Annotated in this window: 11 protein-coding genes and 1 tRNA gene; 7 read left to right on the plus strand and 5 right to left on the minus strand. The window is 28.2% G+C overall.

Annotated features, from left to right (window positions below):
• The first annotated feature begins 302 nt into the window (after positions 1-302).
• The 7 genes from LW893_RS04090 (at position 303) to LW893_RS04120 (ending at position 11,338) form a co-directional block, all read left to right on the plus strand.
• The gene (locus LW893_RS04090; RefSeq protein WP_233055953.1) at positions 303-3,704 is read left to right on the plus strand and encodes an ABC transporter ATP-binding protein/permease; all 3,402 of its coding nucleotides are present in this window, start codon (positions 303-305) and stop codon (positions 3,702-3,704) included.
• 50 nt (positions 3,705-3,754) lie between these two features.
• Entirely contained in the window at positions 3,755-4,300 is a 546-nt protein-coding gene (locus tag LW893_RS04095) for a DUF1697 domain-containing protein (protein WP_269836900.1), read from the plus strand.
• Positions 4,301-4,692: 392 nt separating this feature from the next.
• A complete protein-coding gene (locus LW893_RS04100) occupies positions 4,693-5,640 on the plus strand; it encodes an NAD-dependent epimerase/dehydratase family protein (RefSeq protein ID WP_233055954.1) in 948 nt (315 codons plus the stop codon).
• Positions 5,641-5,661: 21 nt separating this feature from the next.
• Positions 5,662-6,846 carry a glycine C-acetyltransferase gene (locus LW893_RS04105; protein WP_233055955.1) on the plus strand — a complete coding sequence of 395 codons (1,185 nt, stop codon included), beginning with the start codon at positions 5,662-5,664 and terminating at the stop codon, positions 6,844-6,846.
• Positions 6,847-7,125: 279 nt separating this feature from the next.
• Positions 7,126-8,529, plus strand: coding sequence for a S1C family serine protease (locus tag LW893_RS04110; protein ID WP_233055956.1), 1,404 nt, complete (start codon positions 7,126-7,128; stop codon positions 8,527-8,529).
• 339 nt (positions 8,530-8,868) lie between these two features.
• Positions 8,869-10,611, plus strand: a complete 1,743-nt coding sequence (locus LW893_RS04115) for a DEAD/DEAH box helicase (protein ID WP_233055957.1) — start codon at positions 8,869-8,871, stop codon at positions 10,609-10,611.
• Positions 10,612-10,636: 25 nt separating this feature from the next.
• Entirely contained in the window at positions 10,637-11,338 is a 702-nt protein-coding gene (locus LW893_RS04120; RefSeq protein WP_233055958.1) for a TrmH family RNA methyltransferase, read from the plus strand.
• Between the two features lie 229 nt (positions 11,339-11,567).
• Here LW893_RS04120 and LW893_RS04125 read toward each other — a convergent pair whose 3' ends face one another.
• The 5 genes from LW893_RS04125 to LW893_RS04145 all read right to left on the minus strand — a co-directional run bounded on the left by LW893_RS04125 (position 11,568) and on the right by LW893_RS04145 (position 13,684).
• A complete protein-coding gene (locus LW893_RS04125) occupies positions 11,568-11,786 on the minus strand; it encodes a DUF1858 domain-containing protein (RefSeq protein WP_233055959.1) in 219 nt (72 codons plus the stop codon).
• 145 nt (positions 11,787-11,931) lie between these two features.
• A tRNA-Pro gene (locus LW893_RS04130) sits at positions 11,932-12,008 on the minus strand.
• Positions 12,009-12,109: 101 nt separating this feature from the next.
• Positions 12,110-12,712 carry a YdcF family protein gene (locus LW893_RS04135; protein ID WP_233055960.1) on the minus strand — a complete coding sequence of 201 codons (603 nt, stop codon included), beginning with the start codon at positions 12,710-12,712 and terminating at the stop codon, positions 12,110-12,112.
• 9 nt (positions 12,713-12,721) lie between these two features.
• Entirely contained in the window at positions 12,722-13,207 is a 486-nt protein-coding gene (locus LW893_RS04140; protein WP_233055961.1) for a GAF domain-containing protein, read from the minus strand.
• A gap of 105 nt (positions 13,208-13,312) precedes the next feature.
• The gene (locus tag LW893_RS04145) at positions 13,313-13,684 is read right to left on the minus strand and encodes a DUF6483 family protein (RefSeq protein WP_233055962.1); all 372 of its coding nucleotides are present in this window, start codon (positions 13,682-13,684) and stop codon (positions 13,313-13,315) included.
• Positions 13,685-13,687: the final 3 nt, after the last annotated feature.

Here is a 13,687-nt window from a genome sequence, read left to right on the forward strand (position 1 = left end):
AGTATTTTATTTTTAATTAATTCTTAATGTAAACACGATGAAATATTTACAATTTAATTTCATTAAATTATAAATATTATATCATATTCTCTTTTTGATTTATTTGAATTGTAAATATGATGAAATTAATATAATTTAATTTTATTAAATTATATTAATTATAACATTGATAAAAATTTTTTTCAACTTTAATTTTATAAAGTAGAAATAATATTTTTTTCTTTAATTTACTAATTTAGATTTTTTAATAAAGGGGTATAATACCTTTATGTTAAAAAATATATATTAAAAGGAGGGCAAGGATGTTACAACTTAAAAATATTAGTAAAAGTTATAAAACTGGTGATTTAATTCAAAAAGCATTAGATGACGTCTCCCTTAATTTTAGGGATAATGAATTTGTATCAATCCTTGGACCCAGTGGTAGTGGGAAATCTACTCTATTAAATATTGTAGGTGGATTGGATAAATATGAACAAGGTGATCTTTTAATTGATGGAATATCCACTAAAAAATATAAAGACGAAGATTGGGATAGCTACAGAAATCATACAATTGGTTTTGTATTTCAAAGTTATAATTTAATTTCTCATCAGACTATTTTAGCCAATGTAGAATTGGCTTTAACTATTTCTGGAATATCCAAAGCTGAAAGAGAAAAAAGAGCAATTGATGTTTTGGATAAGGTGGGATTAAAGTATCAGATACATAAAAAACCTAATCAATTATCCGGTGGGCAGATGCAAAGAGTAGCAATTGCTAGAGCGCTTGTAAATAATCCGAGCATTGTACTTGCTGATGAACCAACAGGAGCTCTTGATTCAGAGACAAGTATTCAAGTTATGGAATTACTTAAAGAAGTAGCTAAGGATAGACTTGTAATAATGGTTACTCACAATCCAAAACTTGCGAATGAATATTCAACTAGAATTGTTGAGTTAAAAGATGGAAAAATTATTTCGGATAGTAATCCATTTCTTTTAGAGGATGATAATAATGGAATTCATAAAAATTTTGGAAAATCCTCAATGTCATATCTTACAAGCATTGCTTTAAGTTTTAATAATTTAAAAACCAAATTTAAAAGAACTCTTATGGTTGCAATCGCAGGTTCAATTGGAATAATAGGGATAGCTTTGATTTTAGGACTTTCTAATGGGGTTAGTCAATTTATTAAGGATACAGAAGAGAAAACTATGATTTCTTATCCAATAGAAATTGATAGCAGTAGTTTTTCCATTGGAAAAGCATTTGAAAATACGGGAGACGAAAGGACTGATGGAGATATTTCCGAAGTGCAAACTATTCAAAAGATGCTATCAGCAATTAATAAAAACGACTTAGCTTCTTTAAAAGAATATTTTGAAAATGACGGAAAGGCTGTTTATGATTATTCAAAAACTATTGAATATAAATATGATATAACACCTATAATCTACACTTTAAACAAAGATAAATATGTCAAAGTTAATCCAAATGAGTCATTAAATAATATTCGTGTTCCATCTGGTGGTTTTGCGTTTTCAAGAAGTTCGGTAAAGACTTTTTATAAATTACCGAAGAATGAAGATTTATATAAGGATAAATATACTTTAAAATATGGAAATTGGCCACAAAACGAAAATGAAGCAATAGTAATTACAAATTCAAAGGGTTCTCTATCAGATTTTATTTTTTATTCTTTGGGACTTAGAGACAATGAAGAGCTTTCAAAAATGGTAAAAGCATTAGTGAATAGAGAAAAAGGCGATATAGAAGTTGAAAATAAATCTTGGAAATATGAAGATATTGTTGGTAGAGAACTTAAAGTTTTAAGTAATTCACAACTGTATTCATACGATTCTAAAAATAATGTATATATTGAAAATTCAACAGATAGTGAATTTGTTGAAAATCTTTTGAAAAACAAAGCAAAGAATTTAAAAATTGTTGGGATAGCTACACCTAATAGCGATGAAAGCTCTCTAATTTTAACAACTGGTATTTGGTATACTGATGATTTAGAAACGAGTTTAAGAAATATCTCAAAAGAAAGTGAGGTTGTTAAGGCTCAAAAAGAAAAGCCTGAAACAAATATTTTAACAAATACTCCTTTTGGAGAAAAAATTAAGCAAAATTTAGATTTTTCAAAGCTATTTTCAATAGACCAGAAAAAAATATTTGATGCTTTTAAAATAGATAACTCAAAGATGAATTTTAATGCAAATTCAATGGAAAATGTTGATTTTTCAAAATATTTAAGCAGTGTTGCAGATAGTGAATACATGAAAAATTTAGATATAAAACTTGATTCGGATAAAATGATTAGCTTGATAGGAGATGTTTTAAAAGGATATTTTAATTTTTCTTCTAAAGATCCAACAACTAATTATTCTCAGTTATCAAATTCGATTTACGAGTATATGAAAACAGAATCTGTAAAAAATATTTTATCTGAGTTTTTTTCAAAGATAATTGCTAAGAGTAATGGGAATTTAATTACAAGTGAGAAAATAACGGATATAATGAAATCAATTATGTCTGGATATCCTGATTTTGCAAGAAGAAATAATTACAATGATCCTAATAAATTTAATGAGTATTTACTTGCATATTTTCAATCATCAGAAGCTAAGTCAAAAGTTTCTGCTGAAACTACAAAATTAATAAAATCATTAGGGGAGAATTTTAAACCAGATAGTAAAGATTTAACTGAATTATCAAATGCTTTATCAAATGGTTATATAAAATATGCAAAAGATAATAATAAGCCCGATCCATCTAAAATTAAAGAATCGTTTAATTCGTATTTATCAACGACAGAAGCAAAAAGTATGATTTCATCAGGAGTAAAAGACTTATTAAATAGCAGTTTATCTTCTAATAATTCTGGCACCTCACAAAATTTTGTAGATGGTTTAATGAAAAATATTTCCTCAGCTGTTGCAAATGGTATTAAGGATATGCTAACAGGATCTATGAAAAACTTAAAAAATGCAATATCAATTGATCCAAGCAAATTTAGTAGCGCTTTTTCTATGAACTTAAATGAAGATGAAATAAAATCTTTAATTAGCGCAATGACTAATAGTAATGAGAGTTCATACGAAAACAATATGAAATTATTTGGATTTGTAGAGGATAATGATATAAGTAAGATTAGCATATATCCTAAAAATTTTGAAGCAAAACAGTCTATAATAAAATTACTTGACGATTATAATGAAATGAGAAAGAAGAATTCCGAGGAAGATAAAATTATAACTTATACAGATTTAGTTGGAACAATACTATCTTCTGTAACTACAATAATAAATGTAATAAGTTATGTATTAATCGCGTTTGTATCCATTTCTTTGATAGTTTCTTCAATAATGATTGGTGTTATAACCTATATCAGTGTACTCGAAAGAAAGAAAGAAATTGGTATATTAAGGTCGATAGGAGCTTCAAAGAGAAATATATCTCAAGTATTTAATGCAGAAACTGGAATAATCGGGTTATTTGCAGGACTTCTTGGAATCGGAATAACATATATATTATTGATACCGATAAATATTATAATAAGAAAAGTTTCTGAAATGCCAAATATAACGGCTTATCTATCAATTCCACAAGCAATAGTCTTAATCTTAATCAGTATGATTTTAACTTTACTTGGTGGATTTATTCCTGCTAAGAGTGCTGCAAAGCAAAATCCAGTCGAAGCATTAAGAACGGAATAGTAAATTTAGTAAAAAACATAATCATTTTGAAAAAAGGAAAACTAAACAATATGAGATATATACTTTTATTACGTGGAATAAATGTAGGAGGAAAGAACAAAGTGTCAATGAGTGATTTAAAAAAGTCATTGACAAGCGAGTGTTTTGAAGATGTTGATTCTTATATCAACAGTGGAAATTTATTTTTTAGTACTGATGAATCTTATGAGGACTGTATCTTTAAGATAAAATCTTTATTAGAAAGAAATTATGACTTTCACATCCCTTTTACTTTGATTAGTAGAGAAGATTATTTAGAAGAAAAAGCGGGCTTACCTGATTGGTGGAAAGAAGATTTTGCAAGAAAAGATGTCCTTTTTGTAAATAATAATATTGACAAAACAGCTATTATAGATTTTATAAACAACTCTGAATTCTATAATGAAATAGTTTATATTGGGAAAAATGCAATATTTTGGGGAAAGTATGACGAGTCTGAATATTTAAAATCTACTTATCATAAAAAACTAATTAAGCAAGATTTTTATAAGAGAATTACGATTAGAAATGGAAGAACATTTGAAAAGATTTCAGAAATTCTTGAAAAAGAAAAATAAATAACATTTAGAAAAACAGCAAAAAATTTTGCTGTTTTTTTAAAATAGAAGTCTTAATATTTATATAAAAATATCTTTGTAATAAAAAATATATAAAATTAGAAAATTGTACTTACTATATCATTTCAAAAGAGCTCTTATTTAAAAACTTACAGGACAACGATATTTTAGATGTCAAATAGTACATATATCCAAATAAAAGTTTTTTAGCAGTAAAAAAGTTATTACTATTTCTACTTTAATATTATAATAGTATTTGAATTATTAATTCCACTAAAAGCTTTGAAAATATTAAATTTTTCTATATTAGGTGTTGTCAAGTTTAAAAAATTGATGTATAATACAGTTGGATAGTAAAAACTTTACCCAATTATTTTGAAAGGAGAATGAATATGAAAAGGATTTTAATGACAGGAGCACTTGGACAGATTGGTACTGAATTGGCTCTTTATTTAGGAGATATATACGGAAGAGAAAATATATTAGCTACTGACTGTTCAGATGCAAACAAAGCGGCTATCGAAGATATTCGTTTTGAAACATTAGATGTTACTGATCCAAAGAGAATGTTTGAATTAGCTAAAGAATTTAAAGCTGATACAATAGTAAACTTAGCAGCTATACTTTCTGCTAGAGGAGAAAGTATGCCACAATTAACTTGGAAGGTTAATGTTGACGGAGTTGTTAATACATTAGAAGTTGCAAGAGAATTAAATGCGCAAGTATTTGTACCTTCATCAATAGCAGCGTTTGGAGTTGGAACTCCACTTGACAATACACCGCAAGTTACTATTCAAAGACCTAACACAATGTATGGAGTAACAAAAGTTTCAGGAGAACTTTTATGTGATTACTATTATAATAAATTTGGCGTAGATGTAAGAGGAGTTCGTTATCCAGGAATTATTTCTTATAAGACATTACCAGGAGCAGGAACTACTGACTATGCAGTTCATATTTATTATGAAGCAATTAAAAATAAAGCTTACACTTCTTATATAGGACAAGGAACTCAAATGGATATGCTTTATATGCCTGATGCACTTAAAGCTGTTGTAGATTTAATGGAAGCTGATCCTTCTAAACTTAAAGATAGAAATGCTTTCAATATTACTGCAATGAGTTTAACACCAGAAATTTTAGAAGAAAGTATTAAAAAATATATTCCTGAATTTAAATTAAGCTATGACGTAGATCCAATTAGACAAGCTATAGCTGAAAGTTGGCCAAACTCATTAGATGACTCTGCTGCAAGAGAACAATGGGGATGGAAACCAAGCTTTGATTTAGATAAGATGACAGTAGATATGTTAGAAAATTTAAAGAAAAAATTGAAATAGTTATAGATAGGAGATAAAGATATGAGCATTCATGATTTAGAATTTTTAAAAGAAAAAGTTAATAAGTTAAAAGAAGATGGAGTTTATCGTACATTACCTGTATTAAACGGAAGAAATTCATCAACTATTATTCTTGATGGAAAAGAAATGGTAAACTTATCAGCAAACAACTACTTAGGACTTGCTAATAATCCTGTTTTAAAGAAAAAAGCTCAAGAAGCTATTGAAAAATATGGAGTTGGTGCTGGAGCAGTAAGAACTATTATAGGAAATATGGATTTACATGAAGAATTAGAAAAGAAATTAGCTACTTTCAAAAAATCTCCAAGAGCATTCATTTTCCAATCAGGTTATGATTGTAATATAGGAACTATCCAAGCAATTACTGAAAAAGGCGACTTAATCATTTCTGACGAATTAAACCACGCTTCAATTATCGACGGTATTAGAATGACTAAAGCTGATAAAGCAGTTTTCAAACACAGTGATATGGAAGACCTTGAAAGAGTTTTAAAGGAAGCTCAAGGAAAATATAAAACAATCTTAATCATTACTGATGGTGTTTTCTCAATGGATGGAGACCTTGCAAAATTACCTGAAATCGTAGAATTAGCTGAAAAATATAATGCATTAACTTATGTTGATGACGCTCATGGTTCAGGAGTTATGGGAAGCCATGGTAGAGGAACAGTAGATCACTTTGGATTACATGATAAAGTTGACTTTGTAATCGGAACTCTTTCAAAAGCTATCGGAGTTAAAGGTGGATATGTTGCTTGTAACGAAGTTGCTTACGAATGGTTAAACCACAGAGCAAGACCAGTTCTATTTAGTACAACATTATCTCCTGGAGATACTGCAGCTTGTATCGCATCTGTTGAAACTTTAATTGAAACTGATGAATTACAAAAGAAACTTTGGGATAATGCAAAATACTTTAAAGAACAATTAGGAAAATTAGGATTTAACACTGGTCATTCAGAAACTCCAATTACTCCTGTAATTATCGGAGAAGAAGCAAAGACTATGGAATTTTCTAAGAAATTAAGAGAATACGGAGTATTTGGTTCAGCTATAGTATTCCCAACTGTACCAAGAGGAACAGGAAGAATTCGTTGTATGATTTCAGCAGCACATACTAAAGAAGAATTAGATAAAGCTGTAAAAGCATTCGAATTAGCTGGAAAAGACATGGGAATTATCTAATAGAGCAATAACTTTTCATAATATTATCAAAATTTTTAAAGAGGAGAAATTTTCTCCTCTTTTTTTAAGTTCATTTAAGTTTCAGATTATATAATATAGTCAGTAAAAGGGATAATGTATTTGAAAATTATTCATAAATCACTAAATTTCAACAAAAAGTAGATATTTTAAAAATTTAAAAAATTTTTTAAAAAAAAGTTTTTTCTTTAAGTTTACTTTAAGGTTAATATTTTAAAATATAACCAAGATAATTATAATTATTAAAAATGAGGTGATAATATGAATGATAAAAGAGATAATTTTTATGAAAATGAAAATTTTCAAAACGAAATAAACGAAACACAAAAACTTTTTACTGAAGAAGAAATAAATGATATAGTTGATGAAGACTATTTAGGAAACACGGAAACAAATAATAAGAATTTTGAATCTTATGTTGATAGACTTGTTCAAAAAGAATTTGAAAAAAGACAAAAGCAAGGTAGATTAAAATCACTTGCAAAATATGTATTAGCTATTATTCTAGCTAGTTCAATAAGTATTGGTGGAACAGGTTTATACCTAAATAGTAACAAAACTGAAAAGTCAACTCTTAATCAGTCTCCGACTGATAAGAATGCAAATTCAACCACTGTAAATAATTCCGGAAGTACAACAGTAGAAAAAGCAGTTGCAGAAAAAGCAATGAGTTCCGTAGTTGGAATTACAACTGTTGGAGTTTCTGAAGATATGTTTTCTAATCAAAAACAAACCAGTGGACTAGGCTCAGGGGTAATTGTGAGTTCAGAGGGTTATATTTTAACGAATAATCACGTTGTTGACCCTTCAAAAACAACATCCGTAACAGTAATTTTAAGTGACGGTACAAAAAAAGAAGCTAAGGTATTATGGAGTGATAAGACTTTAGACTTAGCAGTTATTAAAATAGATCCGAAAGGACTTGATTTAAAAGCTGTTGAATTTGGAGATAGTTCACAAGTTTCAATTGGTGATAAAGCAATAGCAATCGGTAATCCGCTTGGTATAAATTTAAAATCAACTTTAACATCTGGATATATTTCAGGAAAAGATAGAGTAATTACATTACAAGACGGTTCTACAATGGAAGGTTTATTCCAAACAGATGCCGCAATAAATCCAGGAAATAGTGGTGGTGGATTATTCAATGATCAAGGTCAACTTATTGGAATAAATACGGCAAAAGCTGGTAACAGTGATGGAATCGGATTTTCAATACCTATAAACCTTGCAAAACCTATTTTAGAACAAATTATTCAAAATGGTAAGTTTGAAAGTGTTGTTTTAGGAGTTCAAGGAATAGATGTTACAAAATATAATGTTTTAGGACAAGAAAAGCTACCAGTTGATTCTGGAGTTTATGTTCATGAAGTGTTATCCGGTTCACCTGCTGACAAAGCTGGATTAAAATCAAAAGATATTATTACAAAAGTTGGCGACTCAAAGGTCACATCAAACTCAACTTTAAAAACAGCTCTATTGAATTACAAAATAGGAGACAAAGTAAAGATTGAAGTTTATAGAGATGGAAAATCCACAACATTAGAAGTTACTTTCACAGAATTTAACTTAAAGAATGTTGAAAAAAAGACTAACAGTTATAACCGTAACAGAAACAATCGTAATGATATAAATAACGATAATAACGGTAATGACGAAGATTAAATAGCATACTAGTAGAGATTTTTTTATAAATCCTCCGTAAAAATAAATAAATAAATGCAAAAAAAGCTATGAATAGTTCATAGCTTTTTTTGTTTGTAGTTTTAATTTCTAAATTATTCTCTATTTATCCACAATTTTTGTGGATAAGTCGAATAAATTGTGGATTTAACTTGAAAATAGATAGCTTTTTATGGTATAATATACACTTGAGCAATCAAGGAGTAATTATACTCCTAATTTTATGCTCTTAATATGTCGTGATGTTTAATGTGTAGTTTGTTTTTGTCTTTTTCTTTCGGAACTAACGTTAAGGTTCACGAAAGAAAGAAAGGAAAAAATATGATAGAAAATTTTAGTGATTTTAATTTGTCGAAGGAAGTTTTAAAAGCCATCGTTGAAATGGGATTTGAAGAACCTTCTCCAATACAAAAACAAGCAATACCGACTATGTTAAATGATGAAGACATTATCGGTCAAGCACAAACAGGAACAGGAAAGACTGCGTCTTTTGGTATTCCAATAGTAGAAAAAGTAGATAGAAATAATAAGACAACTCAAGCTATGGTTCTTTGTCCAACAAGAGAATTGTCAATCCAAGTTGCAGAAGAAATTTCAAAACTTGCGAAATATAAGGGAGTTTCAGTTATTCCAATTTATGGTGGACAACCAATAGAAAGACAAATTCGTTCTTTGAAAATGGGAGTACAAGTTGTTGTTGGAACTCCAGGACGTGTTATAGACCATATCAAGAGAAAAACTTTAAAAACAGAAAATATTAGAACTTTTGTACTAGATGAAGCTGATGAAATGTTTGACATGGGCTTTAGAGAAGATATTGAAAAAATTATAGGATTTTTACCTTACGAAAGACAAACAACTTTCTTCTCAGCTACAATGGATCAAGAAATGATGGATTTTGCTGCAAGATACCAAAGTGAGCCAAGACTTATTAAAGTTGTGCCAAAGGAATTAACAGTTCCAAAGGTAACTCAATACTATTTTGCACTTAAACACAATATGAAACTTGAAATTTTATCTCGTATCCTAGATGTTCAAAATCCAAAACTTACAGTTGTTTTCTGTAATACTAAAAAAATGGTTGATGAACTAACAGCAGGACTTCAATCTCGTGGATATTTTGCAGATGGACTTCATGGAGACTTAAAACAAATCCAAAGAGATGGAGTAATGAATAAGTTTAGAAATTCAACAATTGATATCTTAGTTGCAACAGATGTTGCTGCTCGTGGTATTGATGTTGATGACGTAGATTTAGTTATAAATTATGATATGCCTCAAGATGTTGAATATTATGTTCACAGAATAGGTAGAACTGCAAGAGCTGGTAGAGAAGGAACTGCTATAAGTTTTGTTTCTCCAAGAGAAATGAATACTTTATCACAAATCCAAAAATATACAAAGACAAAAATAGAAAAAAGAGATATGCCAACTCTTAAAGACTTAATAAAAAGACATGAAGAAAGATTTATAGAAGAAATAAAGGAAGAAATCAATAAGAATGAGCATACAAAAGAGTTAAATCTTATAAATATTTTAATGAGTGAAGATTATTCTCCAATAGATATTGCAGCTTGTCTTTTAAAACATTATAACGAAAATAATAAGCTTAACAATCATGAAGAGCTTATGGATGTCGATATTAAGAAAAATAATAAGAAAAAAGGAAATGATAAGACTTCAATTTCAAACAAAGGTGGAAAGTCTAATGTTACTGAAAAGAACTCTGGAAGAATTTATATCAATATAGGTTCAAGAAAGGGAGTTTCTCAAAGACATATAGTCTCAGCACTTTGTAATGATGCAAACATTAGCTCAAGAGATATTGGAGATATTGAAATTTTCGAAAAGTTCAGTTTTGTAAACATTCATAAAAATGCACTTAAAGATGCAGTAAATAACTTAAATAATGCTCATATTAAGGGCTTTAAGGTTTTGGTTGAACTTGCAAATAAAAAAGAAGATTCTTCAAAATTTTCTGCAAAACCAAAAGATAAGAAATTTAAGAAGGATAAAAAAGGCGAAAAGGGTGAAAAACCTAAACGTGATAAAAAGAGAAGATAATTTAAAAATTAATTTAAGGTAAATTATGGAATTTTGTAAATATAAAAAAGATTTGAATTTTTCATACACAATGGGAGCTTTCCCTACAATCGAGCTTTTGGAGTCAAAGAAGTACAAAACTATTGCAGTTTTAGTACATTCAAAATATGATGATAAAGAAAAGCTTGAAAAAATTTGTAATAAAAAAGGAATTAATTTAATCTACAATGATAAAATTGTAAATAAACTTCAAAGCAAAGAAAATACATTTGTAATAGGAGTTTTTGAAAAGAATTTCGTAAAAATAGAAAAAGACAATCACATATTATTATGTGAGCCGAGAGATAAGGGAAATTTAGGTACAATTTTAAGAACTGCTTTAGGATTTGGTTTTAAAAATATTGCAATAATAGATGGTTGCGATGTTTTTGATCCAAAAACTATTAGAGCATCAATGGGAGCGATCTTTAAGATGAATGTAGAAATCTTTAAGACTTTTGAAGAATACAAAAACTCATTTGAAGAAAATAATATCTATTCTTTCATTTTAAATAAAGACTCAGTATCTCTAAAAAATGTAGAAATCAAAAAGCCTTTTACATTAATGTTTGGAAATGAATCACATGGACTTGAAAACTTTGACTTAAAAGGTACAATTCCGGTATTCATAGAACAAAGTGAAGACATAGACAGCTTTAATTTGCCAATAGCAAGTTCAATAGCAATGTATAAATTTACAGAAAAATAATAAATAAGTAAAAAGCAGGGTAAAACCTGCTTTTTTATTATATAAGTCCTTTAAAGGACTTACTATTATTTGTAAACAAATAATAGTTGAGATCTCTCCACTACGGTCGAGATGACGTGTTGGGGGCATCTCTTTGCAAAGTATTTTGACGTGAAATATTTCAATTAATAAAATATATAAATAAAAAAACAGGGTAAACCCTGCTTTTTTTGTCTTAGTATGGATGCATTTAAGCATTAATAAAGTTTTCTATTTTTTCTTTTAATTCGTCGTATTCAAATCCACCTTTAATAGCAACCATTTCAAGAGTTGCAATATCTTTCATCATAGCGAAAAGTTCTTCGTTATCAAGATTTGAATATTCTGGATTTAAAGTCTTTAGGAAGTTTTTAACTTCAGGATAATTTTCTACTAATTCACCAATTTTTGTGCTTCTTTCTAATTTCATTTTTAATTCTCCTTTATATTTGATTTTTTTAATTATTTTTTATTGTAATAATATTATAATCTAATTTAGAATGAAAATCTGTTGCATTTGAAACAAAAAGAAAAAAATTCATAAAAAAATTCCTATGAGCAAAACTCATAGGAATTGGTCGGGGTGAGAAGATTCGAACTCCCGGCCCCATGGTCCCAAACCACGTGCGCTACCAAACTGCGCTACACCCCGTTACGATTACCTACATATTATATACCTTTTATTTTGATTTGTCAACACTTTTTTTTAATTTTTTTGTTTAAATCATTGGTAATATAATATTTTAATCGCAATTATTTGTTTTTTTGGTGTAAGTTTATTATATCCATTGTTGTTGGTTTATCTTTGAGATATGTTTTTATAACTGCAAAAGTTTCTCTGAAATATGATGAAACAAAAGCTCCTGTTGGTGTTTTTGCAGGAACAGTTTTTGCTAAAACTCCAAATCTATAAAGTATAAGTTTTGCTCTAAATAAATGATAACTTGATGAAATTACCATAATTTCTGAAGGTTTTTTATCTAGTTTTTCTAATGCAAACTTTATGTTTTCAAAAGTGTTTTTACTTTTTGTTTCAAGGATTAATCTATCTTTATCAATTCCCTTTTCAATTAAGTATTTTTGCATATATTCAGCTTGAGAAAACTCGTTGTTATTTTCTTTTCCTCCACAAAGAACAGCCTTTGCTGTTTTGTGTTTGTTTAAGTATTCGATTGTTGTATCTAGTCTATTTATTAAAGTTTTTGAAAGATTTCCATTATTTGCCTTTGCTCCAAGAACTAGAACATAATTTTCATAAGTATCCATATCATTTTTTTGTGAAGCGAAAATTAACGATTGAATAAGGATTATTAAGCAAAAACCTACGAATAGAAAAAATTTAAATAGTCTTTTCATAGTGCCTCCTTAAATATGTTTTTCTAGCTGTTTAACAAATGCTTCTAAGAATATTTGTTCTTCATTTGAAAATCTGTTAAAAATTGGTGAGTCAATGTCCAACACACCAAATAATTTATTGTCTTTAAATATTGGAATTACAATTTCTGAATTACTCTTGCTATCACAGGCGATATGACCTTCAAAATTGTGAACATTTTCGATATTTAAAGTCTTTTTAAGACTTGCGCTTGTTCCACAAACACCTTTTCCATTTTGAATTCTAACACAGGCTGGAAGTCCTTGAAAAGGTCCTAGAACAAGAGTATCTGTCTTTTCATCTAGTATATAAAATCCTACCCAATTAATTTTTTCTAAAAAGAAATTTAATAGGGCAGACGCATTTGATAAATTTGCTATTGTATTTTCTTCGTTATTACATAATTCGTAAAGATCTTTTATTAAATAGGAGTATTGTTCTCCTAAGTTTCCTTCATATTTAATTGGATTAAACATATAACTCTCCTTTTTGGTTAATATAATAATATTAACATAAAAGTCTATTAATTTCTAGTTTAATACTCAATTTAATACTAAAAGCTGACTAAAAAGTCAGCTTTTTTAAATTAAGTCTGATAAACTATTCATATTGCATTCGTTAAGCAAGTCTTTTATGCCTGTTTTTATCTCTTCTCTATCAAAATCATGTTCGTTTAAGAATTTTGAACTCTTTTCATTTAGATGTGAATAAAATAAAAGTCCTATTAATAAACTATCTTGAGTTTTGAATTTTATTAGGTTAAATAAAGCATCTTCTGCTTCATTTATATTACCAGCATCAATTTTTGATTTTAAATCTTTTAAAATTTCCTTACTTGCTTCTAGTTTCAACAGTTTTTCTGGTGAAGAATTTTTGTCGATTTTAAAGACAAATTCTAAAATCATACTTATCCATTCTTCAATTTTTCTCATTATATAATCGTTTTTTAGCATATT

The organism is Parvimonas micra, from assembly GCF_021300775.1.
GTDB lineage: Bacteria > Bacillota > Clostridia > Tissierellales > Peptoniphilaceae > Parvimonas.